Source organism: Agromyces fucosus (assembly GCF_004134865.1).
GTDB classification, from domain to species: Bacteria; Actinomycetota; Actinomycetes; order Actinomycetales; family Microbacteriaceae; genus Agromyces; species Agromyces fucosus.
This window is the reverse complement of sequence record NZ_SDPO01000002.1, coordinates 41310-58716: the sequence shown is the minus strand read 5'-3', so window position 1 is coordinate 58716 and position 17407 is coordinate 41310. Positions and strand designations below refer to the sequence as shown.

The following is a 17407-nucleotide window of genomic DNA, read 5'->3' as shown; positions in this document are numbered from 1 at the left end:
CGGTACTGCGGCCGAGTTCTGTGTGGAGGAGTGCGCGGCTCAGTCGGCCGTGACCGACTTCGGTACTGCGGCCGATTCTGTGTGGAGGAGTGCGCGGCTCAGTCGGCCGTGACGCGCTGCGGTGCTGCGGCCGAGCCGGCGAGGGGCAGCGACACGCGGAAGGTGGCGCCGCCACCGGGCGTCTCGACGACGTCGACCGTGCCGTTGTGCGCCGCCACGATCGACGACACGATCGCGAGCCCGAGGCCCGACCCGCCCGTCTCGCGGGTGCGCGAGGTGTCGGCGCGCCAGAAGCGCTGGAAGATCTTTTCGCGGATCTGCGGCGGGATGCCCTCGCCGTGATCGATGACCTCGATCATCGCCCGCTCGGTCGCGTCGTCGACCGAGATGCGGATCTCGATGGGGCTCTCGGGCGAGGTGAAGCGGATCGCGTTGCCCATCAGGTTGGTGATGACCTGGCGGATCTTGTTCTCTTCGGCGAGCACCACGGTGCGGCGAACCGGCATCGGCTGGCCGGCGCCGGGCGTCGTCGACGTGCGCGTCGCAGACGGTGCCGCGATCGCGTCGGACGCGGCTGCTGCCGCAGCGGCTGCCGCTGCGGACGCGCGAGCGGCGCGCTTCGATCCGGCGGGTGCGCCGCTCGCCTTCGCGGCCGCCCGGCGGCTGCCGGTCGACGTCGCCGGCTCGGCCTTCGGGCGGCGGCCCCGGAGGCGCGCGAGCGTGGCCCCGGCGAAGGAGATCGGCCCGGTGAGGGACGCGGCGCGGTCGCCTGCGGGGTCGAGCTCGACCTCGAGCTCGGGGGCGGGCTCGCCCGAGGCATCCGTCGTGCTCAGATCTTCGGGCGCGATGACCGTGATCGTGCGGGCCGGGTGGGCGGCCATCGTGTCGAGTGCTGAATCGCGCGCGAGAGGCACGAGGTCGACTTCGGTGAGCTCGAGGGGCTTCGCCTCATCGAGTCGGGCGAGTGCGAGCAGGTCCTCGACGAGGAGGCCCATGCGGATGGCCTCCTTCTCGATGCGCTCCATGGCCTGGCCGACCTCGTCGGGCGACTGCAGCGCCCCCATGCGGTAGAGCTCGGCGTATCCGCGCACCGACACGAGCGGCGTGCGGAGCTCGTGCGAGGCGTCGCCGACGAAGCGGCGCATCTGGTCGATCGTGCGCGCGCGGTCGCGGAAGGCCCGATCGATGCGGTTCAGCATGGTGTTCAGCGAGCGGTTCAGTCGCCCGACCTCGGTGTTGGGCGTCGCGCCGCCGAGGCGCTGGCTGAAATCGCCGTCGGCGATGGCCGCCGCGGTGCGCTCGACCTCGCGGAGCGGCATGAAGGTCGTCGTCACGAGCATGCGCGTGAGCAGTGCCCCGACGAGCACGACGCCGAAGCCGAAGCCGAAGAAGATCGTGAGGTACATCGCGAGCAGTTGCTCGGTCTCCTTGGAGGAGATCGCGAGGATGATCGGCGAGTAGTTGCCGTGGTTGTCGGCCCAGGTGATCGCGTAGACGGCGCGGAAGGTCGGGTTGCCGGCGTCGTCGCGCAGTGCGAAGACCTCGTACTGTCCCTGGTTCTTCGCGTTGACCTCTGCGGTGGTCAGGAACTCGGGGATCTCCGGCAGTTCTGAGCGGTCGCGGTCCCGCCAGTTGTACTTCTCGAGTTCGCCCGTCTCGCCGTCGTAGACGGCGACGAACACGTCGAGGTTCGGACGGAAGGTGAGGTCGTTGAGGTTCGCCTTGTCGCTCGGCACCGCACCTTCGTCGGTGAAGTACTTGCGGAGGTCGCCCGAGGCGATCGTCTCGAGCTTGCCCTGCACCTGGTTCTCCATGTACGAGCGGAGCATGGCCGCGGTGCCGATGCCGGAGACGAGCAGCCCGAGCGTGAGCATGAGCACGGTGACGCCCGTGATCTTGGTACGCAGCGAGATGCGGTTCCACCGCTCGGAGATCTGATTCATGGCGGGCCGAGTCTAGGTGGGCCTTCCTGAGTCAGGGCTTGGAGGACTTCAGCATGTAGCCGAATCCGCGCTTGGTCTGGATGAGCGGCTCCGCGGAGTGCTGATCGAGCTTGCGACGGAGGTAGGAGATGTAGCTCTCCACGATGCCGGCGTCGCCGTTGAAGTCGTACTCCCACACGTGGTCGAGGATCTGCGCCTTCGACAGCACGCGGTTGGGGTTCAGCATGAGGTAGCGCAGCAGCTTGAACTCGGTGGGGGAGAGCTCGACGGGCACGTCGCCGACGAGCACCTCGTGCGTGTCCTGGTCCATCGTGAGCTCGCCGGTGCGGATCACGGCGTCTTCTTCGGCGTGCATCGTGCGGCGCAGGATCGCCTTGATGCGCGCGACGATCTCGTCGAGGCTGAACGGCTTCGTGACGTAGTCGTCGCCGCCCACGGTGAGGCCGGTGATCTTGTCCTCGGTGTCGTCCTTCGCCGTGAGGAAGAGGATCGGGGCGGTGTAGCCCGCCGAGCGCAGGCGCTTGGTGACGCCGAAGCCGTTCATGTCGGGCAGCATGACGTCGAGGATGATGAGATCGGGCTCCTCCTCGAGTACCGCCGAGATGGTCTGCGCGCCGTTGCCGACCGCGCGCACCGCGAAGCCCGCGAACCGCAGGCTCGTCGTGAGGAGGTCGCGGATGTTGGGCTCGTCGTCGACGATGAGAATTCGTGGTCCGTCGCTCATGTGATGATTCTCTGCGCATCGGCTGGAACTTTCCTGAACATTCTTCGAGGGTCGCGGAACCGGTGTGTCGGCGTCATCCGGATTGGTGCCGTGCAGCAGGCGTGGAAGACTCGGCACCATGGCGACTCGAACCCCGGTGATCCGGCGCATCGGCCCCCGCGAGTTCGATTTCGCGCGAGAGGTCGCGGTCATGGCGATCGTGAATCGCACGCCTGATTCCTTCTACGACCGGGGGCGCACCGAGGCGCTCGACGCGGCGGTCGCCGCGGCGACCCTCGCGATCGAGCAGGGCGCCGACTGGATCGACGTCGGCGGCGCGAAGTTCGCGCCGGGGCCCGCGATCCCGGCCGAGGAGGAGATCGAGCGAGTCGTCCCCGTGGTCGCCGCACTCGCCGGCTCCGGTGCCGTCATCTCGGTCGACACGTTCCTGCCCGAGGTCGCCCGAGCGGCCATCGCCGCCGGTGCGCACGTGGTCAACGACACCACCGGCATCCACGACCCCGCCATGGCCGACGTCGTCGCCGAGACCGGTGCCATGATCGTCGTCACGCACAGCCTCGCGAAACCCCGTACGCCGTATCCCTCGCCGCGGTACGGCGATGTCGTGGCCGAGGTCTCTGCATTCCTCGCGGAGCGCGTGGCGCTCGCGGAGTCGCGAGGCGTGGCATCCGATCGCATCGTCGTCGACCCGGGCCACGACCTCAACAAGCACACGCTGCACTCGCTCGAGCTGACCCGGCGCCTGGGCGAGATCACGAGCCTCGGCTACCCGACCCTCGTGGCGCTCTCGAACAAGGACTTCGTCGGCGAGAGCCTCGGCCGCCCGCGCGAGCAGCGCATCGAGGGCTCGATCGCCGCCGCCGTCTACTGCGTCATGCAGGGGGCGCGCATCGTGCGCGTGCACAACGTGCGCGAGACCGTCGACGCGATGCGCATGGTCGAGGCGATCGAGGGATGGCGCGAGCCCGTCTTCCTGGAGCACAACCAGTGACCGCCGCGGCTCCGACCCCCGACCGCGACGCGCTGCTCGCCGCCTACGCGCTGCCCGATCGAGCGACCCGGCGGGTGCGGATGAACTTCGTCGCGAGCCTCGACGGCGCGGCCACGGTCGACGGCCGCAGCGGCGGCCTCGGCGATGCGAGCGACCGGCTCGCCATGCAGGTGCTGCGCACCCTCGCCGACGTCGTGCTGGTCGGCGCCGGCACGGTGCGGGTCGAGGGCTACGGCGGCCTCGCGGTGAGCGAAGCGGATGCCGCGTGGCGCGTGTCGAACGGCCTGGCCGAGCAGCCCCGGCTCGCCGTCGTCTCCTCGTCGCTCGCGCTCGACCCCGAGTCGCCGTTCTTCACGACCGCCGTGACGCGACCGATCGTCGTGACCCACGCCGCCGCGCCCGCGGCGCGCCGAGCCGCACTCGAAGCGGTCGCCGACGTCATCGTCGTGGGCGAACACGCGGTCGACGTGCGCGCGATGCTCGACGTGCTCGCCGAACGCGGGCTCCGGCAGGTGCTGTGCGAGGGCGGGCCGCACCTGTTCGGGAGCCTCCTCGAGGCCGACCTCGTCGACGAGCTCTGCCTTTCGCTCAGCCCGATGCTCGTCGCGGGCGACGCCGGGCGCATCGTGCGCGGTGCCCCCGAGCTCGAGCGCGGCATGCACCTCGTGCACGCGATGCCTGCAGGAGACCTGCTGTTGCTGCGCTACCAGCGTGGCTGAGAACCGTACGGGCCGATTCGGCGGTCAGGCCGCTTCGAGCGAGTGCGCGTCGAGGATCGTGTAGCTGTAGCCCTGCTCGGCGAGGAACCGCTGGCGGTTCTGCGCGAAGTCCTGGTCGACGGTGTCGCGCGAGACGAGCGTGTAGAAGTTCGCGCTGAGGCCCGACTCCTTCGGTCGCAGGAGCCGGCCGAGTCGCTGCGCCTCCTCCTGGCGGGAACCGAACGAACCCGACACCTGGATCGCCACCGTCGCCTCGGGCAGGTCGACCGAGAAGTTCGCGACCTTCGAGACGACGAGCACGGGGGTGCGGCCGTCGCGGAACTCCTGGAACAGCCGCTCGCGCTCGTCGACGGGCGTCGAGCCGGTCAGCTGCGGGGCGCCGAGCGCCGTGGCGAGCTCGTCGATCTGGTCGAGGTACTGGCCGATCACGAGGATGCGCTCGCCGGCGTGCTTGGCGACGAGGTCCTTGACGACGCCGAGCTTCGCCGGTGCGGTCGCCGCGAGGCGGTAGCGCTCGTCGTCGGCGGATGCCGCGTAGGTGAGCCGCTCGGACTGCGGCAGGTCGATGCGCACCTCGTAGCAGGCCGCGGGGGAGATGAAGCCCTGCGCCTCGATCTCCTTCCACGGGGCGTCGAAGCGCTTCGGTCCGATGAGACTGAAGACGTCGCCCTCGCGTCCGTCCTCGCGCACGAGCGTCGCGGTGAGGCCGAGCCGGCGCCTGGCCTGCAGCTCGGCGGTGAGCTTGAACACGGGCGCGGGCAGCAGGTGCACCTCGTCGTAGACCACGAGGCCCCAGTCGAGTGCGTCGAGGAGCGCGAGGTGCGCGTACTCGCCCTTCCGCTTCGCGGTGAGGATCTGGTAGGTCGCGATCGTGACGGGCTTGACCTCCTTGACCTGCCCCGAGTATTCGCCGATCTCGTCGGCGGTGAGGGTCGTGCGGCGGAGCAGCTCGTCGCGCCACTGGCGGGCGGAGACCGTGTTCGTCACGAGGATCAGCGTCGTGGTCTTGGCCGTCGCCATCGCCCCGGCTCCGACGAGGGTCTTGCCCGCGCCGCAGGGCAGCACGACGACGCCCGAGCCGCCGTCGAAGAAGTTGTCGATCGCCTGCTGCTGGTAGCCGCGCAGGTGCCAGCCGGCCTCCTCGAGGTCGATCTTGTGCGGCGTGCCGGGGGTGTACCCGGCGAGGTCCTCCGCCGGCCAGCCGAGCTTCACGAGCTCCTGCTTGAGCGCGCCGCGGGCCCACGCCTCGACGAGGAAGCTCCGGTCGTCGAGGCGCTCGGTGAGCAGCGGCGCGATGCGCTTGGCCGAGGCGACCTCGGTGAGCACCGCGATGTCGTCGCTGTGCAGGCGCAGGGCGCCCTCGTCGGTGCGGTCGACGACGAGCCGCCCGTAGCGGCCGACCGTCTCGCGCATGTCGACGGCGACGGTCTGCGGCACCGGGAACTTCGCGTAGCGCTCGAGCGTCGCGAGCATGTCGTCGGCGTCGTGCCCGGCGGCCCTCGCGTTCCAGAGGCCGAGCCGGGTGATGCGGTACGTGTGCATGTGCTCGGGCGCGCGCTCGAGCTCGGCGAACACCGCGAGGTCGTGGCGCGCGTCTTCGGCGAGCGGGTGCGCGACCTCGAGGAGGACGGTTCGGTCGCTCTGCACGATGAGTGGGCCGTCTGACATAGCGGTCGAGTCTACGCCCGCTTCGTGGGAGGTCGGCCGTTCGGCACCGGAACGGGCATCTGCACGCGATCGGATGTCGCGGGCCGATGCGGTCCGAAACCGTGCAGATGCCCGAGCGGACGGCGACGGCAGTGAGCCGAGGGCGACGGTCGACGCCAGCCGTCAGGCCCCGGCGGGCGCCGGCGAGACTGCGGCGATCGCCGACAGCGGCAGGGTGCGCTCGATGTCGGCCTTTCGGTCGCGCGCGCGGAGCCGCCCGTTGGCGACGCTCGCGGGGGCCAGCAGGTAGTCGGCGGTGTCTCCGCCCGGCATGCGCACCGTGACGGTGAGCGTCTCCTTCGAGCGGGCGGCGGCCTCGAGCTGCCGGGCGAGCCAGGCCTGCTCGGTCGCGCCGTCTTCACCCTCGGCGAGCACGACGTCGAGGAGCGTCTCGATGGGGTCGGCCTTCGGCGCCGGCTCGGGAACCGAGGCCAGGTGATGGCGGCTCAGCCGGATGATCTCGCCGGAGGCGTCTTCTGCGGCCACGGGGTACCGGGCGTCGGAGAGCGCCCAGAACACGACCTCGGGCGCGAACCGCGAGAGGAGCCGATGAGGCCCCGCCTGACGCAGGCCGATCGAGACGAGCGACTGGTCGACGGCGAGGGTGCGCACGAGCTGCTCGTCGTCGGAACGCACGCACGCCCGCGCCGGGGCATCCGCGGGGTCGGCCAGCGAGACCCTGAGCGAGCCGAACCGCGCCGCGGCCTCGCCGACGAGGTAGGCGAGCGGCTGCGGGATGCCGGTGAGCGAGAGCCCGCCGAGGAACTCGAGGATCGACTGAGCGGTCTCGCCGGCGGCGAGTCCGCGATTGACGGATGCCGCGCTGACGCGATACGTCGAGGCGAGGTCGCGCCCCTCGACGTCGGCGAAGCCGCGGAGACGCGCATCGAGCGTCGGCTCGAGCGGGCCGGGGGAGACGATCGAGAGGTCGTGCTGCAGATAGACCTGCTGGACCTGGGCGGGGAAGTACGCCGCCAACCGGGCCGCGGCCTGGTCGAGGTCGCCGGCGAGCACGAGGAGCGCCGTGGGCGCCGGCTCGCCCGCGACCGCGAGTCCGAGCGCCTCCGCCTCGCCGATGAGGCGTTCGAGGCCCTCGTCGATCCATCGTCCGCCGGCCGGATAGAACCAGCGCACGTCGTCGCCGAGGGTGCTCGCGGTGAGCGACTCGCTGCGCCGGGCGACGAGTTCGCGGAGCGCCTCGGGGATGCGGTCGCGCCAGCACTCGGCGAGGCGGCGCCACCGGCCGCTGGTCGACTCGAGCGACCACTCCGCCCCGCGCTCCGACTCGAGCCAGTACGCGCCTTCGCGCACGACGAGTCCGGCCTCGTCGGCTCGGTGGAAGAGCCGGGGCAGCGCGTCGAGCGGGATGCCGCTCGCCTCGGCGAGCCGCTTGGAATCGGGGAGTGCGAGGCCGCCCTTCGCGAGTTCGCGGGCAGGCTGGGTGCCGAGCGCCGCGAGCACCTCCGCCGTGGCGGCGACCGTCGCGTAGGCGGTCTCCGCGGCGCGGCGGTCGATGAGCGTGCGGTCGACGTCGTCGCCCGAGACGAGGACCGGCGGCGCGGGCGTCGCGAGTTCCGCCACGGTGGGCAGCTCGGCGCCGAGGCGGGGGGCGACCCTCGCGATGACGGCTGCCGGCACGTGCACCCGGTCGCCGATGCGCACCAGCAGCATGAGGCTGCTCAGCTCGTCGAGCAGTTCGCCGGCGGCGTCTGAGAGCTCAGCGGATGCCGCATGCCGTACCAGCTCGTCGCGCACCGCCTCGGCCGTGGTGTCGCCGTCGGCGACGAGCTCGACGGCCGCGGCGAGCACGGCGAGGTGGCGCCGATCGAGTCGGCCGACCGCGTGGTCGACCGAGTCGGGCGTGAGCACCGCCTCGGCGAGGTCGAAGAGGTCACGGACACCCGACGGCTCGAACTCGCGCGAGTGCAGTGCTGCTGCGAGGGAGTCTCGCGACAGCCCGCGGAGTCGTGCGGCGAGCTCGAGCATCGTCTCCGATCAGCTCGATCCGGATCGCGCCGCTCGGCCCCGCCGAACGCCGTTGACGATGAGGAGCACGATGAGCAGGACGAAGGCGATCGGCAGCCCGAACCAGGGCAGCATCGTGACGACCGCCCAGATGCCGGAGCTCATCTCGTCGACGGCGACGCCGGACATCGTGCCGATCATCACGGCGAAGAAACAGATGATGGAGAGACCGACGATGGCGGCGAACATGTACGCGAGGACGCGTTCGGCGCGATTGTCGGTGATGGGGCCGGAATCGCTCACCCTCCCAGAATAGGCCAGACGGCCCGCTCTCGGGTGTCCCGGCAATAGACTGGGCGGTGGACGGCGCTGTGGTTTCAGCGCGCCTGCAGACATGAGCGAGGTTCACACGATGCCCACCGGCAAGGTCAAGTTCTACGACGAGGAAAAGGGATTCGGCTTCATCAGCTCCGATGACGGCCAGGAGGTCTTCCTCCACGCTTCCGCCCTTCCCGCCGGCGCGACCGTCAAGGCGGGCAGCCGACTCGAGTTCGGTGTCGCCGAAGGCAAGCGCGGCGCGCAGGCGCTGTCGGTGCGGGTGCTCGACACCCCGGTGAGCCTCACCAAGATCAACCGCAAGCCGGCCGACGACATGGCGATCATCGTCGAAGACGTCGTGAAGGTGCTCGACGGCATCGGATCCGACCTCCGCCGCGGCCGCTACCCCGAGAAGTCCAAGGCGCGCACCGTCGCCGCGGTGCTGCGCAAGGTGGCAGACGATCTCGATGCCTGAGTCGACCGAGCCAGAGCAGCCGGAGGCCGAGACGGCCGAGGCTGCGACGACCGAGGCCGCTGAGGCGGCTGAAGCTGCAGAGTCCCCCGAGGCCGTCGTCATCGTCGCCGACGAGGTGCTCCTGTCGTCGGTGGACCTCGCCCGCCGCGCACTGCTCGAGGTCACCGCTCCCGAGACCGTGGGGTCCGTCGTCGGACACCTCGTCGAGGGCGAGCACGTGCTGACGCTGCTCTTCGCCTCCGACCTCAGCGGCTACCCGGGCTGGCACTGGAGCGTCACGCTGTCGCGGTTCGACGACACCGCCGAGCCGACCGTGCTCGAGACCGAGCTCATGCCCGGAGAGAGCGCCCTGCTCGCACCCGACTGGGTGCCGTGGTCGGAGCGGCTCGCCGACTACCGCGCGGCTCAAGAGGCGATCGCCGCGGCAAGCGCCGATGACGAGTCCGACGACGACGACGCCGACGACGCCGGTGGTGCCGTCGACGGTGACGAGCTCGACGAGGACGATCACGACGACGACGAGCACGACGTCGACGACGAGTTCGACGGCATCGACATCGATGCACTCGGCGCGGTCGACGACGACGACGAAGACGACGAGTCCGACGATGACGACGAATCGGACGATGACGACGAATCCGACGACGACGACGATTCAGACGACGACGAGTCAGATGATGACGAGTCGGAAGACGACGAGTCGGAAGACGACGAGTCGGAAGGCGACGAGTCGGAAGGCGACGAGTCAGATGATGACGAGTCGGAAGACGACGAGTCCGACGGTCAGTCGGAGCGCTCCGCCGACTGACCGGCCCGCCGCCGGATCACCTGCACGACCGCGAGGCCGATGAGGCCGAGCACGATGCCGGTGACGGCGGCTGCCGTGAACCATCCGAGCCCCGCCGATTCGAGCGGCTCGCGGAACACGAGGCACGCGACGAGCGCGACGCCCCAGCCGAGCGTGCCCGCGAGCACGGCCTTGCGGCCGTCGGCCCTCGCGGGCGCCGGGTCGGGGCGACGCTCGTCGTCGCTCAGCCAGAGCCGCATCGGGATCAGCCGATCTGCGACAGCACGTAGTCGATCGAGGCGGTGAGCGCCCGCACGTCGTCGGGTTCGATCGCGGTGAAGGTCGCGACGCGCAACTGGTTGCGTCCGAGCTTGCGGTACGGCTCGGTGTCGACGATGCCGTTCGCGCGGAGCACCGAGGCGAGCGCCGCGGCATCCGTCGACTCGTCGAAGTCGATCGTGACGACCACCTGCGAACGGTGGGCGGGGTCGGCGACGAACGGGGTCGCGATCGAGGTGCGCTCGGCCCAGTCGTAGAGCACCGACGAGGACTCGCGGGTGCGGGCGTCGGCCCAGGCGAGGCCGCCCGAGGCGTTCATCCACTCGAGCTGGTTCTCGAGCAGCAGCAGCGTCGCCAGCGCCGGCGTGTTCAGCGTCTGGTTCAGTCGCGAGTTGTCGACCGCGTTCTTCAGCGACAGGAACTCGGGGATGTACCGTCCGCTCGCCGCGACGCGCTCGACGCGCTCGATCGCGGCGGGGGAGAGGAGCGCGAACCAGATGCCGCCGTCGGAGGCGAAGTTCTTCTGGGGCGCGAAGTAGTAGACGTCGAACTGCGACGCGTCGACCTGGATGCCGCCCGCCGCGCTCGTGGCGTCGATGACGGTGAGCGCGCCCTCGTCGCCGGCGACCCGGGTGACCGGTGCCATCACGCCCGTGGAGGTCTCGTTCTGCGGCCAGGCGTAGACGTCGACGCCGGTGAGCGCCGACGGTTCGGCGCGTGACCCCGGCTCCGCCTTGCGCACATCGGGGGCCTGCAGCCACGGCGCCGCCGCAGCTGCCGCGAACTTCGCGCCGAACTCGCCGAAGGAGGCGAGCTGCGCGCGCTCCTCGATCAGGCCGAACGCCGCGGCATCCCAGAACGCGGTCGACCCGCCGTTGCCGAGCACGACCTCGTAGCCGTCGGGAAGCGTGAAGAGGTCGGAGAGGCCGCTGCGGACGCGCCCGACGAGCTGCTTGACCGGCGCCTGCCGGTGCGAGGTGCCGAGGATCGACGGGCCCACCGCGGCGAGGTGCGCGAGCTGCTCGGGCCGCACCTTGGAGGGGCCGCACCCGAAGCGTCCGTCGGCGGGCAGCAGGTCACTGGGAATCACGATGCTCGGCATGGGTCGAGTCTAGCGAGGGGGTGCCGCCCGGTAGGCTGGACGACGGGCTGTGACAACGGGAGGATGGCGCGTGACCGACTTGATCGACACCACGGAGATGTATCTCCGCACGATCCTCGACCTCGAGGAGGAGAACATCGTGCCGCTCCGCGCACGCATCTCCGAACGACTCGGTCACTCCGGGCCGACCGTCTCGCAGACGGTGGCTCGCATGGAGCGCGACGGGCTCGTCGTCGTCTCCGGCGACCGGCACCTCGAGCTCACCCCCGACGGCCGTTCGAAGGCCGTGCACGTCATGCGCAAGCACCGTCTCGCCGAGCGGCTGCTCTCCGACGTCATCGGACTCGAGTGGGAGTTCGTGCACGATGAGGCCTGCCGCTGGGAGCACGTGATGAGCGAGCAGGTCGAGCGCCGCCTGATCGAGATCCTCGGCGGCCCCCGCGAATCGCCGTACGGCAACCCGATCCCTGGACTCGAAGAGCTCGGGCTTCCGCCGGCAGACGCCTTCATGGAGGGCGTCGTCAATCTCGTCGATGCCGTCGAGGCGAGCGACGAACCCGTCCACGGCGTCCTGCGCCGCCTGGGCGAGCCCGTGCAGTTCGATCCCGAGCTCCTCAGCCAGATGAAGCAGGCCGGAGTCATGCCCGGCGCCCACGCGACGTTCAGTCGTGCAGGCGGCTACGTGCTCGTCGTCGTCGATGGCGTCGAGGGCGGCCTCGAGCTGCCGACCGAGGTCGCGAGCCACCTCTTCATCGCCAAATAGCCTGATCAGCGCCACGCCGTGATCAGAATGTGACATTCCGGCACTCCTCGCGTAGTCTCTTTCGAGTCCGCCGGCGAGAAGCCAGTCGGAGGACCAGGGTCGAGACGCCTCCCAAGCCCACCGCTCGATCAAGTACCCGTAGGCGCCCTCGTGCGCATCCGGTGGGGTGACATCCGATGTCGTGGGGCGACGGAGGTACACATCTTGGCTCGATTCTCACGGCGGCGGCTCACCAGGAACCCCGCCCGCGGAGCTGCGACGAAGGCGATCATCGCCGCGAAAGCACCCGTTTCCCCCAGCACTGCCCAGCCTGATGCCGCTGCTCGCGTCGCGTCGACGCTGCCGTCGACCCGTCGACTGCGCCGCGGCCCGCTCGCGAACGTGCTCGTGATGGCGGTCGCGGCCGGCATCGTCGGCACGCTCGCGATCCCCGCGTACGCCTTCGCGCCCGGCTCGACCGGCCCGCAGTTCGCCGAGACCGACGTGACGAAGCTCACCAAGGCGCAGGCGCAGTCGGTCGAGGTGACCGACGACGTCATCGCGGCTCCGGTCACGACCGACAGCTACGCCGCCGTCTCGGGCGCCGAGATCCAGGCCGCCGCCGAGGCCGCGGCGCAGGCCGAAGCGGCGCGAGTCGCCGCTGAGCAGGCCATGACGTCGTATGCGGCGTCGTACTCGGGTCCGTCCGTCGGCGACTTCCTCGCCAACCCGCCCTACCCGAACTTCGACCTCGGGAGCGTCTACAGCGTCGCCTCGCAGTACGTCGGCGTTCCCTACGTCTACGGCGGCGCCACCCCCGCCGGCTTCGACTGCTCGGGCTTCGTGATGTACGTCTACGCCCAGTTCGGCGTCGGCATGCCGCACTCCTCGGCCGGTCAGGGCGCCATGGGCACCCGCATCTCCGAGGCCGACGCGCAGCCCGGCGACCTCGTCATCATGCCGGGCCACGACGGGTTCTACGCCGGCAACGGCATGATCCTGCACGCGCCGTACGAAGGCGCATCGGTGCGGGTGCAGCCCATCTGGACGAGCGACTACTACATCGTGCGCATCGGCATCTGACCGATGAACATCGCGTGACACCACGCGTGGATGGCGCGCCGGAAGTTCCCGGCGCGCCATTCGTGTTCTAACCTGAGACCCTGACGATCCGAGAAACCGGGCAGGGGAAGCCGATGGTGAAGTCGTGCAGCATCCATTCCACGGATGCGCGCGCGCTCTTCGACCAACGGCGCAGCAGTCGAACGAGCACGAACCGGGCCGAGGCCTCGACGGGCACTGTCATCACGACGGTGCCCGTTCTCTGTTTTCAGGGGCCCTCGAGCCACGGCGCGCCGGCGCTGCCCGCCACCGCCCGACGTCCTCTCGGACCGCCGATCCGTTCACGCGGCTGGAAGCCATCCAGCACCGATCGAAAGGCACTCCATGCGCACCCTCGTGCTCAATGCGGGCTATGAGCCGCTCGCCGTCGTCTCCTTCAAGCGGGCGCTGCTCCTCGTCATGAATCACAAGGCCACCGTCATCCAGCACGACGTGGGCAATCCCGTCTGCGCCGCGAGCGGATCGTGGCAGCGGCCGAGCGTCATCCTGCTCACCCGCTACGTCCGCGCTCCACGCGTCAACCAAGCGCCGGTGAGCCGTCGGGGCGTGCTCCGCCGCGACGACCACGCCTGCGCGTACTGCGCCCGCCCGGCAGCCACGATCGACCACGTGCTTCCACGCTCGCGAGGCGGTCGTGACACGTGGGAGAACCTCGTCGCCTGCTGCCTGCGCTGCAACAACACGAAGAGCGATCGCACGCCGGCCGAGATGGGCTGGGAACTCCGGTTCACGCCCGGCCGGCCGAGCGGACGCAATTGGGTGGCGCGCGGGTTCGAGCGGCCGCTGCCGCAGTGGGACGAGTACCTCGTGACGGCGGCCTGACCGGGGCGCGAGGCGCGCTGGCCGCGAATCCTTCCCTCAGGGGCACCGCGGGTCTACGCTGCCGAACGGGAGCACATTTCGGCTCCGCTGTTGCGGAAGTGCAGGAGGATCCGAATGTCCGATTCGCCATCTCTCGCAGGGATGCTGCGGCATCCGTCACGGTCCGCTGAGGCCAAGGAGTCGTCGGCGCTGCTCGTGGGCGCGGCCGCCTTCGTGGTCGGGGCGCTCGTCGGCCTGTTCGTGTTCTGGGATCAGGACGTGCCGATCGCGGGCCGGGGATCGATCGGCATCTTCGCCGCGGTCGGCGGTGCCGTCTCCGCCATCGTCGCGTTCGTGTTCGGCTGCGCGGTGCGGCGCTCGCGCGCACGCACGGCGCCGGGGTACCGGCGGCGCCTGCACTGGTTCGACGTCGCGGCGCTGGCGCTCGCGCTCGGCGTGATCGCACTCCTCGCGTGGACCGGGCTGGCATCGCTCCTCAGCCAGAGCTTCGTCGGCGCCCTCGTCTACGGGTTCCCGGCCGCCGTCCTCGGCGGGGTCGCGATGGCGCTCTCCGCGTACATGGCGTACCTGTCGGCGGTGAACCTCACGCCCATGCTGCTCTCCCTCGTGCTCGCCATGTTCCTGGCGGTGGGGGCGCTCGCCAGCATGCTGAGCGCGACCGATCCGCTCTGGTGGCAGAAGAACCTCAGCACGCTCGGCATGAGCGACGACCTCTCGGCACTCGCCTTCAACCTGACGCTCATCATCGCGGGGGTGATGGTGACGACCATCGCGCACTACGCGACCGCGTTCCTTCCGGCCGACAGCGTCTCGGAGCGGCGGGGCCGCAACCTCGTGCGCCTCGGCCTCGTCGTGATCGGGATCCTGCTCGCGTGCGTCGGCATCTTCCCGGTCGACGAGTACCTCGGCGCGCACAATCTCGCGGCCACCGGCATGGCGATCGTGTACGTGGTGATGGTCCTGAGCCTCCACGCGCTGCTCCCGACGATGCCGAGGGTGTTCGTCGTGCTCGGCTACGTCTACGTCGGCATCATCGTGGTGCTCGCCGCCTTCTTCATCAGCGGGTACTACAACCTGACCGCGGTCGAACTGATCGTCGCCGTCCTGGTCTTCAGTTGGGTCATCGTGTTCCTCCGCAACACCGGTGCGGTCGAGCAGGCCGACGGCGACGCGCACGATGACGGACTGATCGTGACAAAGACGCAGGCCGTGCCCTAAGGTGAAACGAGTCCGGCGTCCCTCGAGGTCGCCGGCACCCGAGAAGCCACTCCGTTCCCGGGCTGCACTGCGGCCTCGGAGCGGTGCCCGGAGGTCCAACTGTTGAACGGTGACGAGACGAACGACGCATCGGAGCGCCCGCGCTCCTCGCGTCGATCGGCCGACCGAGGTCGCGCACGAGGCAATGCTCCAGCAGAGCGACGACGCTCCAAGCGGGCCAAGGGTCGTACGGATGCCGCGGCATCCGAGGCATCCGCACCGGCGGGCCCGGCGAGCGCCTCCAGCCCGGCCGGCGCATCGGATGTCGCCGCCGTCGTCGCCAGGGCGCCTCGCGGGGCCGCACGCCGCAACGGCCCGTTCCGCGTCTTCTCGACGATGCTCGTCGTTCCGGCGATCGTCGGCACCGTGGCGTTGCCCGCGTACGCGTTCATGCCGGGCGGCGAGACGTTCGGGGCATCCGGTACCTTCAGCCTCTCGAGGGCCGAGGCGCAAGATGTCGAGGTCTCGTCGCTCGTGAGCGGTGCCCCGCTGTCGAGCGAGGCCTACGCCGTCGAGACGAAGGCGGAGATCGAAGCCGCGCGCCTCGACCAGGAGGCGAAGGACAAGGCGGCCTGGGCGGCCAACCTCGCCTCGCGGGGCTCGGGCAGCTACGCGATATACACGGTCAAGGCCGAGGGCGACGACTACCCCTGGTGGGACCAGACCCCCGACGACTTCGGCGGAGGCCTGTCGCCGCTGCGGTACTACTACCGCGAGTGCGTCGACTTCGTGGCCTGGCGCATGAACCGCGATGCCGGCGTCACGAGCGCCCCCTGGAAGTGGGACTGGTCGAACCTCGCCTCAGGCAGCGCCTACGCGTGGGCCGATGCCTGGGCGAGCAAGGGGTGGCCCACGTCGAGCGAGCCCGTCATCGGCGCGGTCGCCTGGTTCCCGTACAACCACGTGGCGTACGTGCAGTCGATCAACGCCGACGGCAGTGTCAACATCGAGGAGTACAACCAGAACTCCGACCACTCGTACCACCGCCGCACCATCCCGGCGGGGTCCGCCCTGTACCTCTACCCGCCCGGCTGAGCCCGGGCGGCGCGGCCGCCGGCTCGGAGGGCGGCGTCTCGAGACCGCGGAGTCAGACCCGCGCGAGACAGGCCGGTGCCGGCGTCTCGACGACGCCGGCGACGCGCGTCGGAATGCCGATCGGGTCGAGCGCGATGACGGCGATCGAGTCCGAGCCCTGGTCGGCGACGAGTGCGAACCGCTCGTCGTGCGTCAGTTCGAGATCGCGCGGGTGGCGCCCGCCGGTCGCGACCGTCGCGACGAGTTCGAGCGTGCGTGCCTCGACGTCGAGGCGCAGGCCGCGCAGCGCGTCGGCGTCGCGATCCCCGATGAGCACGATGCCGCCGCGCGTCAACCGGATCGCCGAGCAGCCGAGGCCCCGCGGCTCGACGTCGTCGCCGATCGGGAACCACGCGATTTCGCGGCCCTCCGCGAGATCGATGACGCTCGCCGTGCGATCGAGCTCGTTGGCGGTGATCGCGAGGTCGCCGGCGATCACGAGGTGGCGGGGGCCCGCACCGGCGTGCACGACGATGTCGCGTGACCCGTCGTGGTCGAACGCCTCGGGAAGCGCGTCGAGCGCGAGCACGCGCACCCGGTCGGAACCGAGGTCGGGCACCAGCAGCTGATCGCGTGCCGAGTCGACGACGGCCTGATGCGGGTGCGACGACTCCTGACGCTCGTGGTTCGGGCCGGCTCCGGTGAAGTCGGCGGTCAGGGCGGCGTCGGCCGGGACATCCGGGGCTGCATGATGCACCGAGACCCTCGCGCCCGAGTAGTTCGCCGCGAAGATGAGGCCGCCGGCCTCGTCGAAGGCGAGGTGGCAGGGGTCGGCCGCCCCGGTCGAGCCGACCAGTCCGAAGGGCGTGACGGCGTCGCCCTCGAACGTCCACGTCGAGACGAGGCCGTCGGCGAGCTCGTGGACGATGCCGAGCACGCCGGTGGCGGGGGAGACCGCGAGGAACATTGGGTTCGGGCCGACGTCGACGGGGTCGCCGAGGGTCGCGGTGCCGTCGGCGGCAAGGTCGAGCGAGCGGATGCCTCGTGCCGCCGTGCCGAGCGCACCGACCGTCGACGCGCCCACCCAGAACCTCGTGCTCGTCGACTCGCTCATGCCGCCCCGTTCCGCGGCACCGCCGCTGTCGCCGGCGCTCGCGCGCCGCAGAACACGCTACCGCGCGGCGTGCGTGATGCCGCCCAACCCTCATCCCGGCGGAGCTCCCGCAATTCCGAGGAGATCGGCGATCCCGAGGATGATCGGGCCGCGATCGGACCTCAGAATCGCTGATCTCCTCACGTCGGCTCCTCGACGGTGCCGCAGAACACGCTGCCGCGCTCCGGGTAGACTCTGATGCGGCCAGCCTCTGTAGCTCAATGGAAGAGCAACTCCGTCCTAAGGAGCAGGTTGGGGGTTCGAGTCCCTCCAGGGGCACCAGATCG

The 17407-nt window shown here is 70.5% G+C and carries 17 protein-coding genes and 1 tRNA gene; 10 read left to right on the top strand and 8 right to left on the bottom strand.

Going from position 1 to position 17407, the window contains the following annotated elements:
* Positions 1-98 precede the first annotated feature (98 nt).
* Positions 99-1943 (bottom strand): sensor histidine kinase, encoded by a 1845-nt coding sequence (locus tag ESP57_RS06035; protein ID WP_129230919.1) that lies wholly within the window; start codon positions 1941-1943, stop codon positions 99-101.
* Positions 1944-1974: 31 nt separating this feature from the next.
* On the bottom strand, positions 1975-2667 hold the full coding sequence (locus ESP57_RS06030; RefSeq protein ID WP_022894322.1) for a response regulator transcription factor: 693 nt from the start codon (positions 2665-2667) through the stop codon (positions 1975-1977).
* A 118-nt stretch (positions 2668-2785) separates the two neighbouring features.
* Here ESP57_RS06030 and folP point away from each other — a divergent pair, with 118 nt between their 5' ends.
* Both folP and ESP57_RS06020 read left to right on the top strand, forming a co-directional pair.
* Positions 2786-3658 carry a dihydropteroate synthase gene (gene folP / locus ESP57_RS06025; RefSeq protein WP_115962968.1) on the top strand — a complete coding sequence of 291 codons (873 nt, stop codon included), beginning with the start codon at positions 2786-2788 and terminating at the stop codon, positions 3656-3658.
* Complete coding sequence (locus ESP57_RS06020) at positions 3655-4377, top strand: pyrimidine reductase family protein (RefSeq protein WP_158556789.1); 723 nt, start codon at positions 3655-3657, stop codon at positions 4375-4377. Before folP ends, ESP57_RS06020 begins: the two co-directional genes overlap by 4 nt.
* 24 nt (positions 4378-4401) lie before the next feature.
* Here ESP57_RS06020 and ESP57_RS06015 read toward each other — a convergent pair whose 3' ends face one another.
* The 3 genes from ESP57_RS06015 to ESP57_RS06005 form a co-directional block, all read right to left on the bottom strand.
* Entirely contained in the window at positions 4402-6045 is a 1644-nt protein-coding gene (locus tag ESP57_RS06015) for a DNA repair helicase XPB (RefSeq protein WP_056004852.1), read from the bottom strand.
* Positions 6046-6207: 162 nt separating this feature from the next.
* Complete coding sequence (locus ESP57_RS06010; protein ID WP_115962962.1) at positions 6208-8070, bottom strand: helicase-associated domain-containing protein; 1863 nt, start codon at positions 8068-8070, stop codon at positions 6208-6210.
* A gap of 9 nt (positions 8071-8079) precedes the next feature.
* A complete protein-coding gene (locus ESP57_RS06005; RefSeq protein WP_115962959.1) occupies positions 8080-8352 on the bottom strand; it encodes a multidrug ABC transporter ATPase in 273 nt (90 codons plus the stop codon).
* Positions 8353-8461: 109 nt separating this feature from the next.
* Here ESP57_RS06005 and ESP57_RS06000 point away from each other — a divergent pair, with 109 nt between their 5' ends.
* The gene (locus ESP57_RS06000; RefSeq protein WP_056007446.1) at positions 8462-8842 is read left to right on the top strand and encodes a cold-shock protein; all 381 of its coding nucleotides are present in this window, start codon (positions 8462-8464) and stop codon (positions 8840-8842) included.
* Positions 8835-9650, top strand: a complete 816-nt coding sequence (locus tag ESP57_RS05995; RefSeq protein ID WP_129230918.1) for a DUF3027 domain-containing protein — start codon at positions 8835-8837, stop codon at positions 9648-9650. Before ESP57_RS06000 ends, ESP57_RS05995 begins: the two co-directional genes overlap by 8 nt.
* On the opposite strand, the gene ESP57_RS05990 is transcribed toward ESP57_RS05995, so the two are convergent.
* On the bottom strand, positions 9626-9889 hold the full coding sequence (locus tag ESP57_RS05990) for a DUF2530 domain-containing protein (RefSeq protein WP_115962953.1): 264 nt from the start codon (positions 9887-9889) through the stop codon (positions 9626-9628). The genes ESP57_RS05995 and ESP57_RS05990 overlap by 25 nt on opposite strands.
* Before the next feature lie 5 nt (positions 9890-9894).
* Positions 9895-11010 carry a phosphoserine transaminase gene (gene serC / locus ESP57_RS05985; RefSeq protein WP_129230917.1) on the bottom strand — a complete coding sequence of 372 codons (1116 nt, stop codon included), beginning with the start codon at positions 11008-11010 and terminating at the stop codon, positions 9895-9897.
* Between the two features lie 70 nt (positions 11011-11080).
* Here serC and ESP57_RS05980 point away from each other — a divergent pair, with 70 nt between their 5' ends.
* The 5 genes from ESP57_RS05980 to ESP57_RS05960 all read left to right on the top strand — a co-directional run bounded on the left by ESP57_RS05980 (position 11081) and on the right by ESP57_RS05960 (position 15988).
* Positions 11081-11773, top strand: coding sequence for an iron-dependent transcriptional repressor DtxR (locus tag ESP57_RS05980; protein ID WP_056004841.1), 693 nt, complete (start codon positions 11081-11083; stop codon positions 11771-11773).
* A 204-nt stretch (positions 11774-11977) separates the two neighbouring features.
* Positions 11978-12835 carry a C40 family peptidase gene (locus ESP57_RS18825; RefSeq protein WP_115962947.1) on the top strand — a complete coding sequence of 286 codons (858 nt, stop codon included), beginning with the start codon at positions 11978-11980 and terminating at the stop codon, positions 12833-12835.
* Between the two features lie 363 nt (positions 12836-13198).
* Entirely contained in the window at positions 13199-13696 is a 498-nt protein-coding gene (locus ESP57_RS05970; RefSeq protein ID WP_056004837.1) for an HNH endonuclease, read from the top strand.
* Positions 13697-13810: 114 nt separating this feature from the next.
* Complete coding sequence (locus tag ESP57_RS05965; protein ID WP_115962944.1) at positions 13811-14914, top strand: DUF998 domain-containing protein; 1104 nt, start codon at positions 13811-13813, stop codon at positions 14912-14914.
* A gap of 102 nt (positions 14915-15016) precedes the next feature.
* Positions 15017-15988, top strand: coding sequence for a CHAP domain-containing protein (locus tag ESP57_RS05960; RefSeq protein ID WP_129230916.1), 972 nt, complete (start codon positions 15017-15019; stop codon positions 15986-15988).
* A gap of 52 nt (positions 15989-16040) precedes the next feature.
* On the opposite strand, the gene ESP57_RS05955 is transcribed toward ESP57_RS05960, so the two are convergent.
* A complete protein-coding gene (locus ESP57_RS05955; RefSeq protein WP_129230915.1) occupies positions 16041-17081 on the bottom strand; it encodes a lactonase family protein in 1041 nt (346 codons plus the stop codon).
* A gap of 246 nt (positions 17082-17327) precedes the next feature.
* Here ESP57_RS05955 and ESP57_RS05950 point away from each other — a divergent pair.
* A tRNA-Arg gene (locus ESP57_RS05950) sits at positions 17328-17402 on the top strand.
* Positions 17403-17407: the final 5 nt, after the last annotated feature.

Bases quoted from the DNA above. Each gene is read 5' to 3' on its own strand.
- ESP57_RS05955 (WP_129230915.1), bottom strand. From the start codon at position 17,081: ATGAGCGAGTCGACGAGCACGAGGTTCTGGGTGGGCGCGTCGACGGTC.
- folP (WP_115962968.1), top strand. From the start codon at position 2,786: ATGGCGACTCGAACCCCGGTGATCCGGCGCATCGGCCCCCGCGAGTTC.
- serC (WP_129230917.1), bottom strand. From the start codon at position 11,010: ATGCCGAGCATCGTGATTCCCAGTGACCTGCTGCCCGCCGACGGACGC.
- ESP57_RS05965 (WP_115962944.1), top strand. From the start codon at position 13,811: ATGTCCGATTCGCCATCTCTCGCAGGGATGCTGCGGCATCCGTCACGG.
- ESP57_RS05970 (WP_056004837.1), top strand. From the start codon at position 13,199: ATGCGCACCCTCGTGCTCAATGCGGGCTATGAGCCGCTCGCCGTCGTC.
- ESP57_RS05995 (WP_129230918.1), top strand. From the start codon at position 8,835: ATGCCTGAGTCGACCGAGCCAGAGCAGCCGGAGGCCGAGACGGCCGAG.
- ESP57_RS06030 (WP_022894322.1), bottom strand. From the start codon at position 2,667: ATGAGCGACGGACCACGAATTCTCATCGTCGACGACGAGCCCAACATC.
- ESP57_RS06000 (WP_056007446.1), top strand. From the start codon at position 8,462: ATGCCCACCGGCAAGGTCAAGTTCTACGACGAGGAAAAGGGATTCGGC.
- ESP57_RS06035 (WP_129230919.1), bottom strand. From the start codon at position 1,943: ATGAATCAGATCTCCGAGCGGTGGAACCGCATCTCGCTGCGTACCAAG.
- ESP57_RS06010 (WP_115962962.1), bottom strand. From the start codon at position 8,070: ATGCTCGAGCTCGCCGCACGACTCCGCGGGCTGTCGCGAGACTCCCTC.
- ESP57_RS05990 (WP_115962953.1), bottom strand. From the start codon at position 9,889: ATGCGGCTCTGGCTGAGCGACGACGAGCGTCGCCCCGACCCGGCGCCC.
- ESP57_RS06015 (WP_056004852.1), bottom strand. From the start codon at position 6,045: ATGTCAGACGGCCCACTCATCGTGCAGAGCGACCGAACCGTCCTCCTC.